This window comes from Mycolicibacterium rhodesiae (assembly GCF_002086695.1).
GTDB lineage: Bacteria > Actinomycetota > Actinomycetes > Mycobacteriales > Mycobacteriaceae > Mycobacterium > Mycobacterium rhodesiae.
In genome coordinates this window covers 264,975-286,301 of the sequence record NZ_MVIH01000001.1, presented here as the reverse complement: position 1 = coordinate 286,301, position 21,327 = coordinate 264,975, and the positions used below count along the sequence as shown (strand labels likewise).

Below are 21,327 nucleotides of genomic sequence, written 5' to 3'. Positions count from 1 at the left end.
GGCCTGTGGCGGGCGACTAGATCAGCGTGGACCAGTAGTTCCAGAACCTGACCAGGATCAGCAAGATCAGCCCGGTGAACCACAGCGTCACGATCGACCAGCGCCAGGTGTAGATCACCCGGGCGATCGCGTTGCCCGCGAGTGGACGAAGCGCGATCGAGGACACCACCACCAACAACGGAATGGTGACCGCCCACACCACCATGCAGTACGGGCACAGTGCGCCGATGCGGTACAGCGTCTGGAAGATCAGCCAGTGGATGAACACAGTGGCCAGTGCGGTGCCGATGGTGAGTCCCAGCCAGTACCACCGCGGTAGCCGTACCTTGGCCACCGCGAGCACGCCGGTGGCCACGACGACAGCGAATGCGGCGATCCCGATCAGCGGGTTCGGGAAGCCGAACGCCGACGCCTGCGGCGTGATCATCACCGATCCGCAGGACAGCACCGGATTGATGCTGCAACTCGGCACGTAGGCCGGGTTGACCAGGATCTCGATCTTCTCGATCGTCAGGGTGGCCGACGCGATCAGGCCGATTACGCCCGCGATCAGCACCCACCATGCGCTGGCCGGTCGCACGGCGACCCCGCCCGACTGGTCTTTCGACTCGACGGGTTCGGTCGGTTCGACCGGAGCCGGGGTCGTCACGCTCATGACGTCGGGGCCGGCGTGGGCTGGGTCGGGCTCGGCGGCGCGGGGGCGTTGTCCAGGCCGGGCACGTTACCGACGACGGCCTTGACCTTGGCGATCAGATCTTCGGGCGACGCGGGGCTGATGTCCTGGCCGTTGAGCCGGATCGTCGGGGTCGCGGTGATCTTCGATGCCGCGGCCAGACCCTCGACCATGTCGCTGTACTTGCCGGTGTTGATGCACTGCGGAACACCCCCGGCCGCACCGGCCTGCCGGGCCGTCTCGATCAGGGCGTTGTTGTCCGGCGCGACGCCGGAACCCTCCTCGGGCTGCTGGGCGAACAGCGCGCCGTGGAAACGGAGGAAGGCGTCCTTGTTCTCGTCGGCGACGCAGTAGGCCGCATTGGCGGCGCGCGTCGAATAGTTCTTGTTCGCCGACGAGTTCAGGATCGCGACCATGTTGTAGTCGGCGGCCACAGCGCCGGTGCTGACCAGCTTGGAGATGGTCGGGCCGAAAGCCTTCTCGAAATCACGGCAGTGCGGGCACTGGAAGTCCTCATAGAGCGACAGAACCGCCTTCGGCTCGTCGGTGCCGTCCTTCTTGATCAGCTGGGCCGACGTGATCCGCACCGCGTGCGCGTCGCCGGCGGCGGCAGTCTTCTTGTCGTGACTCATCACGATGTAGAGCACCAGGGCCACGGCGAAGATGACGACGATGCCGGTCAACCCCAGCTGGATGGCCAGGTTGCGCTTACGGTCCTGGGCTTTCAGGTCGTAGCGGGGGGCGGATTTCTTGTTCGTGGCCACGGCTCGGCTGATCCTCGCTGTCAAGACTGGAGTGTTGGCGCCTCTAGAGTACCGGCGCTCCTACCCGCGGAATTTCAGGCGCGGGCGAGGTGGGCACGCAGTGCCGAGATCATCTCGGCGTTGCACCGGCTGACCTGCCCGCCCAGCGCGTTCAGGTTGAGGAACGCATGAGTCATCGGACCCATCTGCCGAACGTCGGTCAGCACGCCCGCTGCCTGCAGCTTTGCCGCGTACTGCTCACCTTCGTCGCGCAGCGGATCGAATCCCGCGGTGATGACCAGCGCCGGTGCAAGCCCGCTGAAATCATCGGCCAGCAACGGCGAGACCCGCGGATCGGTGATGTCGACGCCGGATCCCTCGACGTAGGCGTCGGCGAACCAGTCCATGTTGTTCTTGGACAGCAGGAATCCGTCGGCGAACAGCGTGCGTGAGCGGGTACCGCCGCGCAGGTCGGTCGCCGGGTAGATGAGCCACTGCAGGCTCGGCTGGCGGCCACCGCCGTCGCGGGCCAGCTGGGCCACCACCGCGGCCAGGCAGCCGCCGGCACTGTCGCCGCCCACCGCGATGCGGTCGGGGTCGGCGCCCAACTCTGCTGCGTTCAACACGGCCCACAGATAGGCGGCGTAGGCATCGTCGACGGCGGCCGGTGCCTTGTGCTCGGGTGCCAACCGGTAGTCGATGGACAGAACGTGCACCCCGGCGTCGCGGCAGATCAACCGGCAGGCCGAGTCGTGGGTCTCGAGGTCGCCGAAGACGAATCCGCCACCGTGGTAGAAGACCAGCAATGGCGCACCGTCGCCGTCGGCGGGGCGATAGTGCCGGGCCGGGATGATTCCGGCAGGACCGGGAATGTCGAGCGGAGAGATCTGAGCGACGTGGATGTCGGCCTCATCCAGGCTGGCGGTGGCTTCCCGGTTCTGACGGCGGGTGGCGATCGGATCCCCGGTGACCGCGAGGCTGCTCATGCCGACCGCGCGCTGGGCGGCAAGCATCATCTGGATCGACGGATCGAGAGTGTTCCCGTCGATTGTGATGGCGCGGCCACCCGACAGCAGTCTCTTGACGGCACTCGGCAGGTGTGGGATGGCCTTGACGCCGGCGCGGTTGGCTACCGGCAGCGCCCTCTTCAGGAACCGGCTTCGCGCGGTGCCGGACACGGTGTTTGTCATTGATATTCCTCGGTTCTGTTGCGCAGTACCGGTATCGCCGCAGCGTACGGGACCGCGACTGTCGACGACCCGTCAGCCCCGCCCGGGGTTCGCGGTTGACGAATACGACAATTCGACCATTTCTCGGCGGCGGCGCGCCGGGCCTGCTCAAACCACATATCGCCGTGGGTACTATCGTCACCCGAAGTCGGTTGACCCCGGAGCCGATTGCGCCGGGTCCTGTCCCCGACTCATTCGACTCCACAGACAGGTGACACGATGCCGGCGGCCGCGATCCCCACCGTCACGCTCAACGACGACAACACCCTTCCCGTGCTGGGGCTCGGCGTCGCCGAGTTGTCCGCCGAGGAGACCGAGAGCGCGGTGGCCACCGCCCTGGAGGCGGGTTATCGGCTGATCGAAACCGCGAAGGGCAACGAGGAGGCCGTCGGGCGCGCCATCGCCGCGTCGGGTGTCCCCCGCGACGAACTGTTCATCGCCACCAAGCTCGCCACCGAGGACCAGGGTTTCCAGTCCTCCCAGGACGCCATCCGGGCCAGCCTCGAACGCCTGGGCCTGGAGTATGTGGACCTGTATCTGATGGACTGGCCCGCCGAGCAGAACGGCAAGTACATCGACGCCTGGGGCGGGATCATGCGGTCCCGCCAGGACGGCCTCATCAAGTCGATCGGTGTCGCGAACTTCACGCCGGAGAACCTGTCGGACATCATCGACCTGAGCTATTTCCCGCCGGTGGTCAATCAGATCGAAGTGCACCCTTTGCTCAACCAGTCCGAACTGCGCGGTGTGCACGCCGGGCATTCGATCATCACCGGGGCCTATATCCCGACCGACGAGGGCACGCTCGCCGACAATCCCGCGATCGCCGAAGTGGCTGCGGCGCATGGGAAGTCACCGGCACAGGTGCTGATCCGCTGGAGCCTGCAGCAGGGCGATATCGTCGTTCCGCGGTCGGCTCCGGCACAGATCGCCGCGAACGCCGAGGTGTTCGACTTCGAACTCACCGCCGCGGAGATCGAGACCCTCAACGGTCTCGACGACGGGACCCGGTTCCTGCCGAATCCGGCAGCCTAGGCCCCGCCGTCGAAACCGGCTGCGGCTCAGGCGTCCAGCAGCCAGTCGTTCGGGCTGAACAGCTCGCAGTGCACCCGATCTGCGGGGATGCCGCGGCCGGCCAGCTGGGCGCGCACCGCCTGCACAAAACCGTCGTTCCCGCACAGGTAGATCTCTGCACCGTCGGCGATCTCGAGGTCGTCGAGGTTCATCAGTCCGTCGTGGATGCGGGGGTTGTCGCCGTCGACGCCCTCGGCATACCAGAGATCCAGGCTGGCATCGGGCAGGATGTCGACGAGTTCACGGTGCCGCTTACGCAGCGGATGCGTCGTGACTCTGCGGTCGGCGTGCAGCACCTGCACCCGCGCCGCATGTGACTGCCCGACAAGGTATTCCAGGATTCCCACCATCGGCGTGATGCCGATCCCGGCGGAGATCAGCACCACCGGCGCGTCACGGCGCGGCTCGGGCAGATCGCCGAACGGCACCGTGACGTCGAGCAGATCGCCGACCCGGACGCAGTCGCGGATCCAAGTGGACACCTCGCCCGCCGGGCTCTGCCCGACAGCGTCGACCGGCTTGACCGCGAAGGTCAACTCGGAGGCACCGGGAGCACTCACCAAGCTGTACTGCCGCAGCTGACGCGCGCCGTCGGGCAGCGTCACTCCAACCGAAACATATTGCGCCGCACCAGCTCCGGTCACTCCATCGGCACCAACTGTCACCAGCACGGCACCGGAGGGGTCGTCTTCGCGGGCGGTGACCCGAAGCCGCCGGAAGACGTCGCCGGCGTCGACCCCGGCGTCGGCATAGAGATCGCGTTCCAGAGCGATCAGGGTGTCGGCCATGATCCAGTACACCCGGTCCCAGGCCGCGGCGACGTCGGCGGTCACCGTGTCGGCGCCCAGCACCTCGACGATCGCGGCGAACAGATGCTCGTGCACGATCGGGTACTGGTCGGCGGTGACGCCCAGCGACGCGTGCTTGTGGCCGATGCGCGACAGCAGTTCGCTCGGGTGCGGCAGGTCCGGATTGACAAGGTGCGTAGCGAAAGTCGCGATGGAGGCGGCCAGGGCCCGCTGCTGCGCTCCCTGCGCCTGATTGCCGCGGTTGAACAGGTTGCGCAGCAGTTCCGGGTGACGACCGAACATCCGCCGATAGAACACCGAAGTGATCTCGTCGATGTGCGCGCCGACGAGCGGCAGAGTCGCCGTGATGATCTCCGCGTGCTCCGGCTCCAGTTCCCGAGCCTCGGCCGCCTCGACTGCGGTGCTGGTCATCTCAGATTCCCTTCGGTTGTGCGGTTGTGAGTTGTAAAACGACGGGCAGCATCTGGCTGCCTACGAGATCGGCGATCGTGTGGCGATCGAGCTCGGCGTAGAAGGCCTCTTTGGCATCGGCGAGCACCCGACGCAGGCGGCAGCCGGCGATCAGCGGACAGGCCGACTGGCCGGTGCAGTCCACGACTTCGCGATCGCCTTCGAGCCGGCGCACCAGCCAACCCAGCGATGCCTGGCGGCCGGCCTCGGTGAGTTCGAGGCCACCGGCGCGGCCGCGGCGGGAGTGGACCAGCCCGAGCTCGGTCAGCCGCGACACCGCTTTGGCGACGTGATTCTCCGACGCGCCTGCCGCGGCGGCGACCGTCCTGGTGGTGACTCGCTGCTCGCGAGCCTGGCCGGTGGCGAGCAGCATCATGGCCCGAAGACCCAGGTCGGTAAACCGTGTGAGCTGCATGAATCCGACGCTAGATTATTCCGCATCTGTAATGCGCATTTTCTGCGTGTGGGCTTGAATACACGAAAACGTGCGGATTTTTGACCTGCGGCGTTGCCCGCTCACGCCTCCGCGCTGGCGGCCAGCCACTTGTCCCAGGGCACGCTCCAGTCCCCGTTCTGCCAGATCTGAAGCGGCTCTCCGCCGGTATTGCGGACTTCGACGACGTCTCCAGGCTGAGAGAAATCGTAAAACCATTGCGCGTTACCGCTATTGACGTTGAGACAGCCATGGGAGACGTTCGTGTTGCCTTGTGCCCAGACGGTGCTCTCGAGCTGGTGGATGTATATGCCGTCAGTGCTCAGACGGACCGCGTAATTGATGGTCTCCTTGTAACCCAGGCGCGAATTGATGGGCAGCCCGTAAGTTGAAGAGTCCATGATGACGGGGTTGGCCTTGTCCATCACCGTGTAGGTTCCGGATTGGGTCCAGAATGAAAGAGTCTGGTCCCCAATCGTTTCGGTCCCACCCATGCCCATCGAGGTGGGGATCGTGCGGACCAGCCGGCCGTTGTCGTAGACGCTGATGGTCTTGGTGGTGTCGTCGGCGATGGAGACATGCGAGTCGCCGATCGTGAACGACACCGTGACATCTTCCTGACCGTAGAGTCCCTCACCGAGATTGGCGCCGTAGACGTCGGCCGCGGCGGTCACAGCGGTTCCCGGCCGGTAATACTGTTGCGGCCGCCAATGTGCGTTCTGATCGTCGACCCAGTACCAGGAACCCTGCACCGCGGGTTGGGTGCGGACCGAAAGGCGGCGCTGGGCGGCGGCACGGTCGGTGACGGGTTCGTCGAAGTGGGCGACGACGACGGTGCCCACCCCGTAGGTGCCACCGTCGGTCAACGGTGCGCCGGCGGTGGTGGTCAATGTCACCTTGGTCTGATTGCTTGGCGTCAGGGTGCTGAACGTCGAGGTCTGGGTTGCGGCGACCCCACCGAGACCGCGACTGGTCACCGTCAACGTGTAGGTGCGCCCGTACCCCAGCGGAACGCTCGGCTTCCATACCTGCGCGTCGGGAGTCAAGATGCCGGGGATGGGCTTGGCGTCCTCGTTCGTCATCTTCACGTCGGTGAGGATTCCGTGGGTCGCCGATACACGTACCGCGCCGAGCGGGTCGACACCGACGGCGCCGGGCCCCGGCAGGATTGTGATGTGCGCAGGGTCCGGCGACGGAGGCGCCGCCGTCGGTGCGACGGTGCCGGCGCGACTGCTGATCCACCAGCCGAGCGACACGCTGATCAGTACGACCACGGCTGTGGCGGTGGCGATGACGGGGCGGCGGCGGATGGCCACGACGCGACTCCTCGAAAGTTGTTGCCGGCAGGATCAATGACCGTCAGACCGTGAGGCCGTGGCTGGCGGCATTGCTGAACTCGTCGTCGACAAGAACCACGCTGCGTTCCGGCGAGTCGATCAGCGAAGCGGCGATGGACGCTCGGTATCCAGACCCGCAGTGGACCCACACCTGGCCGCGGGGTACTTCGTCCAGGCGGGCGATCAACTCGTGCAGCGGTACGTTGATGGCTTCGGCAATGTGGCTGTCGCCGAATTCGTTTCGCTGGCGGACGTCGAGGACGGTGAGATCGTCGGCTCCGCGTGCCGTGGCGAGGGACGCGAAGTCGGCGACGCCGTACGTGGCAAGGGGTTGATCACCGGCGAGAGTACCGATCTCGCCCGAGGCCGAGCCGGTGACGTTGTCGACGCCGATGCGGGACAGCTCGCGGCGCGCATCGAGGATCTGGTCGACGTCCTCGCCGATGAGTGTCACCGGGGCGCCCCATGCGTAAAGCCAGCCCAGGTAGGTGACGAACTGGGTGGACAACTCAAATCCCATCGTGCCCGACAAATGCCCGGCAGCGAACGCCGTGCGACTGCGGAGATCGACGACCCACTCGCCGGCCTCGACGCGCCGGCGCAGTTCTTTTGCGTCCACGGGTTCGGGTAGTGACAGGTCGACGGGCGCCGGGCCCATCGCGTTGATGACACCCATGTGTGCGTAATAGGCGGGGTAGTCGGACAAGCCGGCGATCAGTTCGTCGACGTAGGTCTGCTCGTCTTTGGTCAACGCCGGGTTGGTGGTGCGTTCCTCGGCGACCGTCGACGAGTCCCCGCCGGCCGGGCTTGCTGAGCAGAAGCTGCCGAACCCGTGCGTGGGATAGACCTGGACGTTGTCGGCGAGCTCGGCGGCCAGCCGCCGCACGGACCGGAACTGCGCGTGAGTCAACTCTTCGGTGTACTCGGCGCCGATCAGGTCGGTGCGCCCGGTGGAGCCGTGCAGCATCGAGCCGCCGGTGAAAACGCCCACCGCCCGCCCTGCCGTATCTCGGAGCACATAGCTGACGTGGTGGTGGGTGTGTCCGGGGGTGTGCAGTACCACGAAGCTGAACGGCCCCGCGTCGATGACGTCCCCGTCGCACACGGCGCGTCGCTCGTAGCCCACGTGGTCGCCGGCGGCCACGACGTACTGCGCGTTGGCTGTGCGCGCCAGCTCGAGGCCGCCGGTGACGTAGTCGTTGTGGATGTGGGTCTCCAGTACGTGAGTGATCGTTGCGTCCCGGTCTGCAACGAGCGCCAGCACGCGGTCGATGTCTCGCTGCGGATCGATGGCCGCGGCCACGCCGTCCGCGCAGACCAGGTAACTGCGATCGCCCAGTCCCGAGGTGTCGATGACGGTCACGTCCATTGTTGATTTCTCCGTTCGTATGGTGTGGTGCCGGCGTGCGTGGTCAACGCGGCCAGATGGTGTCGACAACGACGAACGTCGCGACGGCGAACGCTGAACGCCAGCTCAGCGCGTCGCATCCAAGCCCGTCATACCGGCCGGCGACCGGAGCAGGGCGACAACCAGCGAACAGCTGTAAGCGCTTCATTAGCAACATAATTGACGTGCCTGCTGCACTAGTGGAGCTCCTCCTCATCATCGAGTTGCGGGCCACAGGGCAGAAGCCCTCCCTTGAAGGGGGATACCCCGCCAGGTATTGTCTAATCATCTGCGGAGAATGAAATCGTCGTGAATCGGCACGAGATCCGGGACCGCGCTCCGGTGCCTCTGCTGGTCACGGCCTTTGACGGAGTGCCCCGACACAACCAGAACGCGCTGCGGCGCTACGGAATCCGATCGGGCTACATCAACAAACCCGTGGGCCCGCATCACCCTCACCGTCACGTGACCAGACTTTTTGGAAGGCAGCCACTCCCGTGCCAGGACACACCTCGCCCACCACAACGAGCCGACGACGCGATGTCATCCTCCTCGGCATCGCAGTGACCGTCGCCGTAGCTCTGGGCGCTGTATTGCTGATTCGCCAAGGCCACCACGACAACGCCGCCCCATCGACACCCGGCACGCAAGGAGGCGCGAGCTCGGTTACCGCGCCGACATCGGCCACCGCCGCGGACCGACCATCGCTGGGTCCACTCGGCGAGGTGGCTCGTCGCGAGGCGGGAGACCCGCTGGCACAAGGCTCACCGACAGCACCCATCGTGCTGATCGAATTCGCCGACCTGCGCTGTCCGTTTTGTGCGCAGTTCTCCCGCCAGACCGAACCGGTCCTGGTCGAGCGCTACGTCAAGAAGGGTGTCCTGCGCATCGAATGGCGTGACATGCCGATCTTCGGGGCCCAGTCCACGGCCGCCGCCCGCGCAGCCCGCGCAGCGGCCGCGCAAGGCTGGTTCTGGCCGTTCGTCCAGACCGTCTATGCCGCCGCCCCGTCCACCGGTCACCCCGACCTGACCGCCGCAACGCTGCACGACCTCGCCCGGAAAGCCGGCGTCCCCGACCTCGTCCGCTTCGACGCCGATTCGACGTCCACCCAGTTCGATGCCGCCATCCACGCCGACCTCGAACAGGGGCAAAGCCTCGGGATCCCCTCCACCCCAGCTTTTTCGGTGAACGGACACCCTGTCCTCGGCGCCCAACCGACCGATGTCTTCACCACCCTCATAGACCAGTTGGTCGCCGGAAAGCCGATCACCGGGTGACCCACGTCGGCGTAATCGGTGCCTTTCTGGGCGGTCTCTTCGCGCTTCTGAGCCCCTGCTCTGCATTGCTGCTGCCGTCGTTCTTCGCTTACGCGTTTACCGGCTGGAAGTCCACAGTGGCGCGCACCGTAATCTTCCTCCTCGGTCTGGCTACCGTCCTGGTACCGCTGGGAGCGGGCGTCGGCGCGGTCAGTGCAGCCATCACGGCGTACCGCAGTCAAACGACCATGATCGCCGCCATCGTCGTCATCGTTTTCGGCGCAGCGATGATCTTTGGCAAAGGCTTCACCGTGGGGCCTGCTCATCGCGCCGCCGCGTCCCTGCGCGTCCGGACTCCGCTGTCGGTCTTCGTGCTAGGCACCGTCTACGGTCTGGCCGGCTTCTGCTCTGGCCCGTTGCTCGGCGCGGTCCTCACGGTCGCCGTCACGGGAGCCGATCCTCTCTACGGAGCCTTACTCATGGCGGTGTATTCACTCGGCATGACTGTGCCGCTAGCTTTCCTGGCGTTGCTCTGGGACCGGCTGCGACTCGCCGAGAAGCCCTGGCTGCGCGGTCGGCCGCTCCGCATCGGACCACTGCGCACCCACACCACCTCCCTCATCTCCGGTGCATTGTTCATCGCGATCGGCGTGATGTTTCTCGCCACCGCCGGCACCGCCAGCCTTGGCGGCATCCTTAGCGCTGACACTGAAGTCGCACTTCAAGGCTGGCTCGGCCGCGCCGCCGCCGATACCGATCTGGTTCTCGTCTTGGCCCTGGCCGCCACCCTCATCGTCATCGCTGTGCTCGCCCTGCGGATCCGAACGCCGCGCCGCCGCACACCGCCCGCGATCACCTTTGAGGAAAACACCGACGGCTGAGGAACACAGCCCACCATCACTGCACCACAGCGCGGGGTGCAGGTGGTTGCACGGTCGATATCAGCGACTGGGACAGGTGGCGGCGGACTTTCGAAGCTCGTCGGCTGAGGCCTGGTCCACCGGAAGTGCGTAACCGCGCAGCACCGCGATGAACTGCATCGCGTACTGGCACCAGAACGCATGATTGGGCGGCATCCAGCTGCCGGGTGGCTGGTCACCCTTGTCCTGGTTGACCTGACCGTCGACAGCCAGCAGGTTGGCCGGATCGTTCGCGAATCGAATCCGCATGTCGGCCGGCCAGTTTCGCGCGCCCATGTCCCACGCGTACGCCAGCGGCACCAGGTGGTCGATCTGCACCGCCGCTCCGACCTGCGCGCCGCGGGTGAACGGGATCGTCGCGCTGGTGTACGGGTCATGCAGGACACCGGTGGCGACCGCCTGCGGGCAGCGTTTGGTGAACACGAAGGTTTTGTCGACGAGGTCGCGGTCAAGCACGTCGTCGCGAGTGTCGCAGCCGTTGTGCCCGCCCGGCGCCGAGTTGTTGTCGTCCCACGCGTCGCCGAACGCCGCGCGCCGATAGTCGTTGCCACGCAATCGCTGCGGGATCACCACGATCCCGTCGAGCACGTCGGTTCCCGGCACCACCGTCGGCACGTCCGCGCGGGCGATCATCGCGTCCGGATGGTTGGCCGAGGACGTCACCTGCACGGAGACGATCACCGACAGCGCCGCGATCACCGCCAGCCAGATCAGGTGCCGCCGTCTCACGACTTGTCCAGATAGTCGATCCGGTCACCGCCGGTGAACTGGCCGGCCAGGACCGTCATGCCGGGGTTCGCGGGATCGCGCGCATAGATCGACTGGGCCACCTCTCGCGCGTCGACGATGACCTCGAGGTGCTCGGCCAGAGACAGAAAACGCAGCGTGATGGGACGGCCGGATTGGTTGAGCCCCAACACATCCCCCTCGCGGCGCTCCTGCAGGTCCAAATCCGCCAATTCGAAGCCGTCCAGTGTGCTCGCCACCGCGGTCAACCGGTCGCCGGCCTTGGATCCCTCCGGAAGCTTGGTGGCCAACAGGCACAGGCTGGCGTGCGAGCCGCGGCCGATCCGCCCGCGCAGCTGATGGAGTTGGCTGATGCCGAACCGGTCGGCGTCCATCACCACCATCACCGTCGCATTCGGCACGTCCACACCCACCTCGATGACCGTGGTGCACACCAGGACGTCGATCTCGCCCGCCCGGAACGCGGCCATCACCGCGTCCTTCTCGTCGGCGGGCAGCCGACCGTGCATCAAGCCCAGTCGCAGCCCGGCCAGCGGCCCGTGACCCAGATGCTTGAACAGGTTGACGACGGTCTCGGCAGGCGGACCCGCCTCCTGCTCGCCCGCCTTGTCGTTCTCGTCAATCCGAGACGCCACGACGTAGGCCTGCCGGCCTTCGCCGACCTCCTCGGTGATCCGCTGCCACGCCCGCGCCAGCCACTGCGGCTTGTCCTTGATGAAGATCGTGTTGGTGGTGATCGGCTGCCGCCCGCGCGGAAGTTCACGCAGGGTCGAGGTCTCCAGGTCGCCGTACACCGTCAGTGCGACGGTGCGTGGGATCGGCGTGGCCGTCATGACCAGCAGATGCGGGGTCAGTCCCGCAGGGGCCTTGGCGCGCAACCGGTCTCGCTGCTCCACCCCGAACCGGTGTTGTTCGTCGACCACGACGAAGCCGAGCTTGTGAAATTCGACCGCATCCTGCAGCAGCGCGTGGGTGCCGACGACGATGCCCGCCTCTCCGGACGCCACCTCGTCGCGGACCTGCCGTTTCTGCGCCGCCGACATCGATCCGGTCAGCAGTGCGACGCGAGTCGCCCCGTCCTCGCCGCCGAGTTGACCGGCCATCGCCAGCGGGCCGAGTACACCGCGGATCGACTGGGCATGTTGGGCGGCAAGGACTTCCGTCGGCGCCAGCAACGCACACTGGTAACCCGCATCAACCATCTGCAGCATGGCCACCACCGACACGATCGTCTTGCCGGAGCCGACCTCGCCCTGCAACAGCCGGTTCATCGGCTTGCTGGCGGCCAGTTCGCCTGAGACGACGTCGAGGACCTCACGTTGACCCGCCGTCAGCGCGAAGGGCAGTCGGTCGATCAGTGCGGCGGCCAAACCGTCCTCACGGCGCGGCGCGACGGGGCCGGACTCGGAGAGCTCGCCGTGGCGGCGCTGCGCGAGCGCCCACTGCATCCCGACAGCCTCGTCGAACCGCAGCCGCTCGCAGGCCGCCTCCCGCTCGGGCTCCCGCTCGGCGATGTGGATGGCGCGCAACGCCTCGTCCTCGGAGATCAGACCCCGTTGGCGCACAACGCTTTCGGGCAGCGGATCGGGTATCGGGTCGAGCACCGCGAGTACCTGCTGCACACAGGCGTAGATGTCCCAGCTCTGCAGCTTGGAGCTGGCCGGGTAGATCGGGAAGAAGTCGCGCTCGAACGCCGACATCGCCAACTCGCCGCTCTGTGACGTCGAGGTGTCGGCGATCGTTTTCAACGACTTGCTGCCGAATACTCGCCCCTTCGGCGACTCCAGAACCAGGAAATCCGGGTGCGTCAGCTGCATGGCCCCCCGGAAGAAGCCGACCTCCCCGGACAGCATCAGCCGGACGCCCTCGATCAATTCCTTCTTGAGCCACTTGGCGTTGAAGAACGTCGCGGTGACCTTGCGTCGACCCTTCCCCAGGGTGATCACCAGATACTCGCGCTTGGGTCCTCGCTGAGGCAGTCGGGTGACGGCACTCTCGATCTCGCCGACCAGCGTGATGTGCTCGCCCTCCTCCGGCGGCACCTCGTCCTCACCCCACACCGACATTCCGTGGATGTACTTACGCGGGTAGTGCCGCAGCAGGTCGTCGACGGTGCGGATGCCGAACACGTCGTCGAGCAGGCCGGCGGCCTTGCCGCCGACGACCCCGTCGAGACGGTCGGTGAGACTGACCACGACTACTCCACCCCGATCAACAGCTCGTCGCCGCGGTGACCGGTTGCGTAGGTGGCGAATTCGATTCCGGGATGGCGGCGGTGGATGTGCTCGGCGAGCGCCTCGGCAACGGCCGGATCGGTGCCGGCACCGGTCAACACGGTCACCAGCTCACCACCGGCCACCAGCAGCAGGTCGATCAGCCCGGCGGCCGCACCGGTCACATCCTCGGCGACCACCAGGACTTCGTCACCGGCGATGCCCAGCCCGTCACCCGGTTCGCAGCTCCCCGCCCATGTGAGCGCCTGTTCGGTGGCGGTGCGCACCGAACCGTGCCGGGCCGCGGCCGCCGCCCTGGCCATCGAGTACCCGTCATCGACCGCCTGCCGGGCCGGATCGTGGACCGCGAGCGCGGCCAACCCCTGCACCATCGAACCGGTCGGCAACGCGACAACGTCGATGCCCCAACCGATTCCGGCCGTACACCCGGCGACCAGCTCCTCGGCCGCCACGTAGCCGTTGGGCAGCACCATCACCTGAGCGGCGCCGGCATCGACAAGCGCGCGCAGGAGTTCGCGGGCGCTGACGCCGTTGACCGGATCAGCCAGCTCCGCGTCCGGGCGCAAGACGCAGGCGCCTTCCTGGCTGAAAAGCTCTGCGGCACCGTCACCGTCGACGACGGCCAGCACCGCACGCTCCCGGCTCCAGCTCCCGGGAGAAACCCGGGCGGGCCCGGTGCTCAACACCGAGATCTGGATCCTGCTCACCGCGCCGGCCGCCAGCCCGGCCTCCACTGCGGCGCCGGCGTCGTCGGTGTGCACGTGTACCGAATAGCGTTGCGCCGACGCGGCGATCGCGACCGAGTCGCCGAGCTGCTCCAGCCGGGTGCGCAGCGGATCGAGGGCGGCCGGATCGCAGCCGGCAAGCAGATACATCACCTCGAATTGCGGCGGAGCCGGTTCCGCGGTGACGGTTTCGATCAGCGGCGGGCCCGGTTCGTAGGCGTGCCGGTGCGGCGCATGCCCGGTGACGGTGGCAGTCAGCGCGTCGACGAGAACAAGGAAGCCGCGCCCGCCCGCGTCGACCACCCCTGCCTCGGCCAGCGCGTCGAGCTGTTCGGGCGTGCGGTCCAGCGCGGTGACCGCGGCTTCTCCGCCTGCGGTGAGCGATTCGGCAAGACTGGCGCCGTCGGCGGCCCACTGTTGAACGGTGTCGGCGACGGCCTGCAGCACCGAGACGATGGTGCCGGCCACCAACTGCCCGCCCATCGAGGAGACCACCAGCCCGACGGCGTGCCGCAGGGCCGCGCCCAGCAGTACCGCGTCGATGTCGGCGAGGTAACCGTCGGTGTCGGCGGCCGCCGCGGCGGTGACGTCGGCCAGGCCGCGCAAGATCTGCGACAGGATCACCCCGGAGTTGCCCCGGGCGCCGTGCAGTGCGCCTTCGGCGAGTGCGGCGGTCAGCTCGCCGACGCCACCGGAGCCGGTCACCGACTCCGCCTCGCTCAGCGCCGCCCGCATGGTGAACAACAGGTTGGTTCCGGTATCGGAGTCGGCCACCGGGAACACATTGAGCCGGTTGATCTCGTCGGTGTGGGTGATCAGATCGCCGACCGCGGTCGAGGCCCAGTCGCGCAGGGCAGATGCGTCCAGCCGCCGGTCCGGCATCGGCACCTCCTCGCGATCCCTGGCCATCACACGGCGTCGTCGCGCCAGCCTATCCAGTCCACCCGACACCGCGACGCCGCCGCGGCTTCGGGCCGTGGGATGGTGGTATCACCGCAGGTCAGCGCTGCGCGGATGGCGTCGTTGAAGCGTGGCGGCGGCGCATTTTGGCGTTCGGTTCGCCGGACGGCTATCCTAGTCAGGTTGTCGGGTCACCCGTTTTCGGTCGTTGGCCCCCAGGAACACGTTCGATAGAGGAGTTCTACATGGCTGCCGTGTGCGACGTCTGCGGAAAGGGCCCCGGCTTCGGCAAGTCGGTGTCGCATTCCCATCGCCGGACCAGCCGTCGCTGGAACCCGAACATCCAGACCGTGCGCGCCGTGAGCCGCCCCGGTGGCAACAAGCACCGCGTGAACGTCTGCACCTCCTGCCTGAAGGCCGGCAAGGTCAGCCGCGGTTAATTCCGCTCTTCCGCCCAAACCGACGTTCGGGCGGGAAAGTCCGAGAGAGGTTCCCTGCGAAACGTCGATCTCGGCGTGCGTTAAGGCAACCGCCAGTCGATCGGCTCGGCGCCCATCCCGGCCAGCAGTTCGTTGGCCCGGCTGAACGGCCGTGATCCGAAGAAACCTCGTGACGCCGACAGCGGCGACGGATGCGGCGACTCGATCGTTTGGGTACTGCCCAGCAACGGCTTGAGCGTGGACGCGTCGCGTCCCCACAAGATCGCCACCATGGGTTGATCGCGCGCCACCAGGGCGCGGATCGCGCATTCGGTGACGGCCTCCCAACCTTTCCCCCGATGCGATGCCGGAGTTCCCGGCCGCACGGTCAGCACCCTGTTCAGCAGCATGACACCGCGCTGCGACCACGGCGTGAGGTCACCGGTCGACGGCTGCGGGTGGCCGAGGTCCGCGGTGTATTCGGTGAAGATGTTGGCCAGGCTGCGCGGCACCGGCCGCACCTCGGGGGCCACCGAGAAGCTCAGACCCACCGCGTGCCCCGGCGTGGGGTACGGATCCTGGCCCACGATCAGCACCCGCACCTCGCTGAACGGAAAGGTGAAGGCGCGCAGCACATTCTGGCCTGCGGGCAGATAGTGCCTGCCTGCGGCGATCTCATCGCGCAGGAACTGGCCCATCTGGGTGATCTGGTCACTGACCGGGCCGAGCGCCTGCGCCCAGCCCTCGTCGACGAGTTCGGCCAGCGGCCGGGCGGTGGTCGTCACCGAGGTAACCTAACGCGCGCCGTCAGTCGAAGGATTGCCAACCCGCCGCGCCACTCCACCTGAGCCCGTCGACCAGCACGCCGGGGCCGCCGTCTCGCACGGTGCCGATCACCCGCCAGCCGGGCGGAACCGCCGCGGGAAAGCAGGCCACGAGGGCGTGATCTTCGCCACCGGAGAGCACCAGTTCGCGGGGATCGGCATCGGCCGCCGCGGCTGCGGCGGTCACGGCGTCGACGTCGGGTCGCAGCGCGTCGGCGGCGAGGTCGATGAGAACCCCGGAGTCGCGGGCGATGTGGCCGAGATCGGCCAGCAGGCCGTCGGAGACGTCGGTCATCGCCTGCGCGCCGGCCTGCGCCGCCACAATGCCCTGCCCGTAGGGCGGACGCGGGACCAGGTGCCTCTGTCGCAGCTCGCTGAAATCATCAATACCCTTGTGCCAGAGCAGATACCCGGCAGCGGAGCGGCCCAGCTCGCCACTGACGGCGACCACCGACCCCGGCCGCGCCCCACTGCGGAGCACCGGCGGGCGGCCGGACAGCTCGCCGAACGCGGTCACCGAGACCACCCACTGCGGGCTGGCGACCAGATCCCCTCCGACTATTCCGGCACCCAGCGGACCGGCCTCCAGCCACATTCCGTCGGCCAACTCCTGCGCTCGGGCTGCCGGGGTGTCGGGCGGGGCGCCGAACGCGACGACGAACGCAGTGACCCGCGCACCCATCGACTCGATGTCGGCGGCGTTCTGCGCGATGGCTTTTCGGCCGACCTGCAGCGGAGAGGACCAATCCAGCCGGAAGTGACGCCCTTCGACGAGCATGTCGGTGCTCACGACGACCCGGCCGTCCGGCATCGCCACCACCGCGGCGTCGTCTCCCGGCCCGACCGTCACCGCCGCGGGTTGACGGCGTCCGGCCACCAGCCGGTCGATCACCGGGAACTCGCCGAGCTGGCGCAATGTGGGGTCGCCGCCGTCGGCCACGAGGTCTGCCCTCCTCCCGTCGCCCAGGCTGATCGGCACGGCAACCTGCGGTACGTTGGGGCCTTGCCGGCACCCGGACATGCCAGTCTAGGGCGGCGCCGCATGCGGGCGGCCATCGAGAGGAGGCGACGGGTGGTGGAGGCGTACATGCTGATCCAGACCGAGGTCGGCCGCGCCGAGGTCGTCGCCAAGCAGGTGGCCGCGCTGCCGGGCGTACTGTCCGCCGAATACGTGACCGGTCCGTATGACGTGGTGGTCCGAGTCGCCGCGGCCACCAAAGATGACCTGACCACCGCCGTGGTGCCCAGCGTTCAGCAGATCGCCGGGATCACCAGAACCCTCACCTGCCCCATTGCCGATGCCGACTGAGCCTCTTCCCGTCGCCAGCGAGGACAGCACACGGGACGGACCGCCCCGCGCCTTCCTGATCGCCGCGGTCGTCGTGGCGGTGGTGGCGATCGGCGCCGTGCTCGCGATCGCAGCCAGCCGCAAAGCTCCGGTCCAGCCGGTGGTCATCGCCGCCGCCCCAGCGCCGCAAGCGGATTCACCGAGCTGCCGGGATCTGATGGGCGCATTGCCGGAAAACCTCGGCGAATTCCATCGGGTGGCGGCGGCCGAGCCGGTGCCGCCGGGCGCGGCAGCCTGGCGTGGGGAGGCCGACAATTACCCGGTCATCCTCCGCTGCGGCATCGACCGGCCCGCGGAGTTCATGGTGGGCTCCCCCATCCAGATGGTCAACGCGGTCCAATGGTTTCAGCTCGACGATCCCCAGACCGACCGCAGCACCTGGGTCACCGTGGACCGCCCGGTGTACCTGGCACTGACCCTGCCGAAAGAATCTGGCCCCACGCCCATTCAGGCGTTGTCGGACGTGATCGCGCGAACGTTGCCCGCGGTTCCGATCGACCCGAATCCGCCTCGCTGAGTCAGCGCAGGCCGGTTCCGCGCGCCAACGCCGTCTCCACCATGGTGCCGACCAGCGTCGGGTAGTCGATGCCGCTGGCAGCCCACATCCGCGGATACATCGAGATCGTGGTGAACCCGGGCATGGTGTTGATCTCGTTGACCACCGGGCCGTCCTCGGTGAGGAAGAAGTCCACCCGCGCCAAACCCTGGCAGTCCAGCGCTTTGAAAGTCCGAATTGCCAAGTGCCGCAATTCCTCTGCCACGTCGTCGTCGACCTTCGCGGGGACGTCGAGTTCGGCGCCGTCATCCAGGTATTTGGTGGCGAAGTCGTAGAAGCCGTCTTCGCGGCCTGCGATACCGGCGACCCGGATCTCCCCGATCGCGCTGGCTTGCACTGAGCCGTCCGGGAATTCAAGGACACCGCACTCGAGCTCGCGGCCTTCGATCGCGGCTTCGATGATGACCTTGGGGTCGTGTGTGCGTGCATCGGCAATCGCCGCGGGCAGCTCGTCGGGGCTCATGACCCGGTTCACCCCGATCGAGGACCCACCGCGCGCGGGTTTGACGAACATCGGAAAGCCAAGTCGCATGATGTCATCGAGCGTGGGGGCCTTCTCCTGCGGCCGCAGCACGACGTGCTCGCCGATCGGGAGACCGTCCGCGGCCAACAGCTTCTTGGTGAACTCCTTGTCCATGCCTGCCGCGCTGGCCAGCACGCCGGCGCCGACGTACGGCACGCCCGCCAACTCGAGCAGACCCTGGATGGTGCCGTCTTCGCCGTAGGGCCCGTGCAGGATCGGGAAGACGACGTCGACCGCCGTCAGCACCTCGCCGGCGGCCTGACCCAACGACACCAGCTCGCCGTGCCGCTGCGGGTCGGCAGGCAACGCCAGCGCGGTGCCGGAGTCACCCGTGACCTCCGGCAGCCGCCGGTCGGTGATGGCCAGGGTTTCCGGCTTGCCGTCGGTCAGCACCCAGGAGCCTTCCGGGGTGATGCCCACGGCGACGACCTCGAACCGTTCCGGGTCGAGGTTCCGCAGGATGCTTCCGGCCGACACGCAGGAAATAGCGTGCTCGGAGCTGCGGCCCCCGTAGACGACGGCGACGCGGATACGAGAGGTCACAAACTAGAGAGGCTACAGCCCAGCCGGTTCGAGCACGATGTGACGCTGTGAGCAGCGACTATTCGACGTCGAGGGCGGCGAGGACATCGGCGACCAGGTCGTCGGTGTCCTCGATGCCTGCTGAGATCCGAGCGAAGCCGGCGGGCACCGGGTCGCCCCACCGGGCCCGCCGGTCGACACAGGTGTGGATGCCGCCGAAGCTGGTCGCGGCCACCAGCAGGTCGCTGCGCCGCACCAGGGCGTGGACGGCGTCCGCGTCGGCGAGTTCGATCGACACCAATCCCCCGAAGCGCCGCATCTGCGCCGCGGCCACCGGGTGGGCCGGGTCGTCGTCCAGCCCCGGGTAACGCACCGAACGGACGCCCGGGTGGCTGCGCAGCGCGGTGGCCAGCGCGAGGGCGTTGCGGCATTGCCGGTCGAACCGAAGGCCGAGGCTGCCGAGGCTGCGCAGCACCAGCCAGGCTTCGAACGACCCCAGGATCGCACCTGACAGCAGCCGCTCCCGCTCCAGTGCGGCCATCAGGTCGGGATCGGTGCCTGCGATGTACCCGGCCAGCAGATCGCTGTGACCCGACAGGGCTTTGGTGGCGCTGGCCACCACCAGATCGGCGCCCAGCGCCAGCGATTGCTGACCCAGCGGTGTTGCGGTGGTGTTGTCGACCAGCAGCCGCGCGCCGCGGTGCCGGCAGATCTGGGCGAGCCGGCGAAGGTCCACCACATCCAGCGCCGGATTGGTCGGGGTTTCCGCCAGCACCACGTCGGCGCTACCGGCGGCGTGGTAGATCTGCTCTGCATTGGCTTCGTGAACCGTGATGCCTTGCGGGGCAAGATATTCCGCGGCATAGCGGCGCACCTGGTAGTAGCCGTCGGCCGGAACCACCAGCACCGAGCCCGGCGTCGCCGTCACGCGCAGCGCGGCGGTGATCGCGGCCATCCCGGAACCGAAAACCAAGGCTGCGGCGGCCCCTTCGAGCTCGGCCAGTGCCGACTCGAGCTGCCGCCAGGAGGGGTTGGTGGCGCGGCCGTAGGTGTTGTGTTCGCTGCCCTCGTCGTCGGAGAGGTGGTACGCCGACGCCGGAACCGGACCCGGCGCAACCGGATCCCCCGGAATCGGCAGCGAACTCACAGCTTTGACGGCGCGGGTCGAGTCGCCGTAGCGGGCGGTCATTCCGGTTTGGTGCTGCGGCCCAACAACAGCGCCACCGCCTGGTCGACGGACAATCCCTTGTGGCACACCTGGTGGACCGCATCGGTCAACGGCATCTCGACGTCATAGCTCGACGCCAGCGCCAGGATCGATTCGCACGACGTGACGCCTTCGGCAACGTGCCCGCCGGCGGCCAGCTGGGCAGCCTCCATGGTGCCGCCGCGCCCGAGTCGCCCACCGAAACTGCGGTTGCGCGAGTGCGGCGACGTGCAGGTGGCGACCAGGTCGCCCACCCCGGCAAGACCGGCCAGCGTCGAGGTCTTGGCGCCCACGGCGATGCCCAGTCGCATGATCTCCGCGAGACCACGGGTGATGATCGCCGCGGCGGTGTTCTCGCCCAGTCCCACTCCGGCAGCCATCCCGCAGGCCAGCGCGATGACGTTCTTGCACGCACCGCCGATCTCGGTGCCGATGACGTCGGCATTCGTGTAAGGGCGGAAGTAACCCGTGCTCAGTGAGCGCTGCAGGGTGATCGCGCGCCCGGAGTCGGTCGAGGCCACCACCGTCGCGGCGGGCTGGCCCTGCGCGATCTCGTCGGCCAGGTTCGGACCCGAGACGACGGCGACCTGGCTGGGGTCGACGCCCGTGACCTGAACAATGACCTGGCTCATCCGCATCAGGCTGCCCAACTCGATGCCCTTGGCCAGGCTGACCAGGGTGGCGCCGCCGGCGATCAGGCCGCGCCACTGTTCGAGGTTGGCGCGCAAAGTCTGCGCGGGCACGGCGAGCAGCACCGTGGTCAGCCCGTCGAGCGCCTCGGCGGCATCGGTGGTGGCGCGGATCGTGCCCGGCAGCATGATGTCGGGAAGGTATCCGGGGTTGGCGTGCGTGGTGTTGACCGCCTCGGCGACTTCCGCGCGGCGAGACCACAACCGGACCTCGGAGCCGGCGTCGGCGAGAACTTTGGCCAATGCGGTTCCCCAGGCGCCGGCGCCCATCACCGCGGCGGTGCCCACCGTGCTGGTCATGGTCATTAACGTAGCCCAC

The 21,327-nt window shown here is 67.7% G+C and carries 21 protein-coding genes; 6 read left to right on the top strand and 15 right to left on the bottom strand.

What is annotated here, in order from left to right; all coding sequences use genetic code 11:
- Nucleotides 1-16 precede the first annotated feature (16 nt).
- From BST42_RS01405 to BST42_RS01395, 3 genes are all read right to left on the bottom strand, one after another.
- On the bottom strand, nt 17-655 hold the full coding sequence (locus tag BST42_RS01405) for a vitamin K epoxide reductase family protein (protein WP_083116769.1): 639 nt from the start codon (nt 653-655) through the stop codon (nt 17-19).
- Nucleotides 652-1,437 (bottom strand): DsbA family protein, encoded by a 786-nt coding sequence (locus tag BST42_RS01400; RefSeq protein ID WP_083116768.1) that lies wholly within the window; start codon nt 1,435-1,437, stop codon nt 652-654. Before BST42_RS01400 ends, BST42_RS01405 begins: the two co-directional genes overlap by 4 nt.
- Nucleotides 1,438-1,511: 74 nt before the next feature.
- Nucleotides 1,512-2,606, bottom strand: a complete 1,095-nt coding sequence (locus BST42_RS01395; protein WP_083116767.1) for an alpha/beta hydrolase — start codon at nt 2,604-2,606, stop codon at nt 1,512-1,514.
- 258 nt (nt 2,607-2,864) lie between these two features.
- On the opposite strand from BST42_RS01395, the gene BST42_RS01390 reads away from it, so the two are divergent.
- Nucleotides 2,865-3,680, top strand: coding sequence for an aldo/keto reductase (locus tag BST42_RS01390; protein ID WP_083116766.1), 816 nt, complete (start codon nt 2,865-2,867; stop codon nt 3,678-3,680).
- 26 nt (nt 3,681-3,706) lie between these two features.
- On the opposite strand, the gene BST42_RS01385 is transcribed toward BST42_RS01390, so the two are convergent.
- From BST42_RS01385 to BST42_RS01370, 4 genes are all read right to left on the bottom strand, one after another.
- Nucleotides 3,707-4,939, bottom strand: coding sequence for a globin domain-containing protein (locus BST42_RS01385; RefSeq protein ID WP_083116765.1), 1,233 nt, complete (start codon nt 4,937-4,939; stop codon nt 3,707-3,709).
- A 1-nt stretch (nt 4,940) separates the two neighbouring features.
- A complete protein-coding gene (locus BST42_RS01380) occupies nt 4,941-5,393 on the bottom strand; it encodes an RrF2 family transcriptional regulator (protein ID WP_083116764.1) in 453 nt (150 codons plus the stop codon).
- Between the two features lie 101 nt (nt 5,394-5,494).
- Nucleotides 5,495-6,727 (bottom strand): L,D-transpeptidase, encoded by a 1,233-nt coding sequence (locus tag BST42_RS01375; protein WP_083116763.1) that lies wholly within the window; start codon nt 6,725-6,727, stop codon nt 5,495-5,497.
- A gap of 43 nt (nt 6,728-6,770) precedes the next feature.
- On the bottom strand, nt 6,771-8,117 hold the full coding sequence (locus BST42_RS01370; RefSeq protein WP_083116762.1) for an MBL fold metallo-hydrolase: 1,347 nt from the start codon (nt 8,115-8,117) through the stop codon (nt 6,771-6,773).
- A 515-nt stretch (nt 8,118-8,632) separates the two neighbouring features.
- On the opposite strand from BST42_RS01370, the gene BST42_RS01365 reads away from it, so the two are divergent.
- Nucleotides 8,633-9,415 (top strand): DsbA family protein, encoded by a 783-nt coding sequence (locus BST42_RS01365; RefSeq protein ID WP_083116761.1) that lies wholly within the window; start codon nt 8,633-8,635, stop codon nt 9,413-9,415.
- Nucleotides 9,412-10,275 (top strand): cytochrome c biogenesis CcdA family protein, encoded by an 864-nt coding sequence (locus tag BST42_RS01360; RefSeq protein WP_083116760.1) that lies wholly within the window; start codon nt 9,412-9,414, stop codon nt 10,273-10,275. Before BST42_RS01365 ends, BST42_RS01360 begins: the two co-directional genes overlap by 4 nt.
- 60 nt (nt 10,276-10,335) lie before the next feature.
- On the opposite strand, the gene BST42_RS01355 is transcribed toward BST42_RS01360, so the two are convergent.
- Genes BST42_RS01355 through BST42_RS01345 form a run of 3 tightly spaced genes read right to left on the bottom strand, consistent with a single transcriptional unit; the run spans nt 10,336 to nt 14,902 of the window.
- Nucleotides 10,336-11,043: an HNH endonuclease family protein gene (locus BST42_RS01355; protein ID WP_083116759.1), complete on the bottom strand. Its 708-nt coding sequence runs from the start codon at nt 11,041-11,043 to the stop codon at nt 10,336-10,338.
- Nucleotides 11,040-13,256 carry an ATP-dependent DNA helicase RecG gene (gene recG, locus BST42_RS01350; protein WP_083116758.1) on the bottom strand — a complete coding sequence of 739 codons (2,217 nt, stop codon included), beginning with the start codon at nt 13,254-13,256 and terminating at the stop codon, nt 11,040-11,042. Before recG ends, BST42_RS01355 begins: the two co-directional genes overlap by 4 nt.
- A 2-nt stretch (nt 13,257-13,258) precedes the next feature.
- Entirely contained in the window at nt 13,259-14,902 is a 1,644-nt protein-coding gene (locus BST42_RS01345; protein ID WP_083117226.1) for a fatty acid kinase ATP-binding subunit FakA, read from the bottom strand.
- A gap of 263 nt (nt 14,903-15,165) precedes the next feature.
- Between BST42_RS01345 and rpmB the strand changes: the two genes are divergently transcribed.
- Nucleotides 15,166-15,360, top strand: coding sequence for a 50S ribosomal protein L28 (gene rpmB, locus BST42_RS01340; protein ID WP_036339124.1), 195 nt, complete (start codon nt 15,166-15,168; stop codon nt 15,358-15,360).
- 80 nt (nt 15,361-15,440) lie between these two features.
- Here the strand turns inward: rpmB and BST42_RS01335 are convergent, their stop codons facing one another.
- Nucleotides 15,441-16,124, bottom strand: a complete 684-nt coding sequence (locus BST42_RS01335) for a uracil-DNA glycosylase (protein WP_083116757.1) — start codon at nt 16,122-16,124, stop codon at nt 15,441-15,443.
- Nucleotides 16,125-16,146: 22 nt separating this feature from the next.
- The gene (locus BST42_RS01330; protein ID WP_237159154.1) at nt 16,147-17,103 is read right to left on the bottom strand and encodes a thiamine-phosphate kinase; all 957 of its coding nucleotides are present in this window, start codon (nt 17,101-17,103) and stop codon (nt 16,147-16,149) included.
- Nucleotides 17,104-17,235: 132 nt separating this feature from the next.
- Here BST42_RS01330 and BST42_RS01325 point away from each other — a divergent pair, with 132 nt between their 5' ends.
- A complete protein-coding gene (locus BST42_RS01325) occupies nt 17,236-17,472 on the top strand; it encodes an Lrp/AsnC ligand binding domain-containing protein (protein WP_083116755.1) in 237 nt (78 codons plus the stop codon).
- The gene (locus BST42_RS01320; RefSeq protein ID WP_083116754.1) at nt 17,462-18,028 is read left to right on the top strand and encodes a DUF3515 domain-containing protein; all 567 of its coding nucleotides are present in this window, start codon (nt 17,462-17,464) and stop codon (nt 18,026-18,028) included. Before BST42_RS01325 ends, BST42_RS01320 begins: the two co-directional genes overlap by 11 nt.
- 1 nt (nt 18,029) lies before the next feature.
- Here BST42_RS01320 and BST42_RS01315 read toward each other — a convergent pair whose 3' ends face one another.
- Genes BST42_RS01315 through BST42_RS01305 form a run of 3 tightly spaced genes read right to left on the bottom strand, consistent with a single transcriptional unit; the run spans nt 18,030 to nt 21,296 of the window.
- Nucleotides 18,030-19,133, bottom strand: a complete 1,104-nt coding sequence (locus BST42_RS01315; RefSeq protein ID WP_083116753.1) for a D-alanine--D-alanine ligase family protein — start codon at nt 19,131-19,133, stop codon at nt 18,030-18,032.
- A gap of 58 nt (nt 19,134-19,191) precedes the next feature.
- A complete protein-coding gene (locus BST42_RS01310) occupies nt 19,192-20,301 on the bottom strand; it encodes a cystathionine gamma-lyase (RefSeq protein WP_083116752.1) in 1,110 nt (369 codons plus the stop codon).
- Nucleotides 20,298-21,296, bottom strand: coding sequence for an NAD(P)H-dependent glycerol-3-phosphate dehydrogenase (locus tag BST42_RS01305; RefSeq protein WP_110918451.1), 999 nt, complete (start codon nt 21,294-21,296; stop codon nt 20,298-20,300). Before BST42_RS01305 ends, BST42_RS01310 begins: the two co-directional genes overlap by 4 nt.
- Between the last annotated feature and the right edge of the window lie 31 nt (nt 21,297-21,327).

Excerpts from the sequence above, each read along its gene's own strand:
- BST42_RS01345 (WP_083117226.1), bottom strand. The coding sequence starts at position 14,902 with ATGCCGGACCGGCGGCTGGACGCATCTGCCCTGCGCGACTGGGCCTCG.
- BST42_RS01320 (WP_083116754.1), top strand. The coding sequence starts at position 17,462 with ATGCCGACTGAGCCTCTTCCCGTCGCCAGCGAGGACAGCACACGGGAC.
- BST42_RS01310 (WP_083116752.1), bottom strand. The coding sequence starts at position 20,301 with ATGACCGCCCGCTACGGCGACTCGACCCGCGCCGTCAAAGCTGTGAGT.
- BST42_RS01405 (WP_083116769.1), bottom strand. The coding sequence starts at position 655 with ATGAGCGTGACGACCCCGGCTCCGGTCGAACCGACCGAACCCGTCGAG.
- BST42_RS01395 (WP_083116767.1), bottom strand. The coding sequence starts at position 2,606 with ATGACAAACACCGTGTCCGGCACCGCGCGAAGCCGGTTCCTGAAGAGG.
- BST42_RS01380 (WP_083116764.1), bottom strand. The coding sequence starts at position 5,393 with ATGCAGCTCACACGGTTTACCGACCTGGGTCTTCGGGCCATGATGCTG.
- BST42_RS01390 (WP_083116766.1), top strand. The coding sequence starts at position 2,865 with ATGCCGGCGGCCGCGATCCCCACCGTCACGCTCAACGACGACAACACC.
- BST42_RS01370 (WP_083116762.1), bottom strand. The coding sequence starts at position 8,117 with ATGGACGTGACCGTCATCGACACCTCGGGACTGGGCGATCGCAGTTAC.
- rpmB (WP_036339124.1), top strand. The coding sequence starts at position 15,166 with ATGGCTGCCGTGTGCGACGTCTGCGGAAAGGGCCCCGGCTTCGGCAAG.
- BST42_RS01385 (WP_083116765.1), bottom strand. The coding sequence starts at position 4,939 with ATGACCAGCACCGCAGTCGAGGCGGCCGAGGCTCGGGAACTGGAGCCG.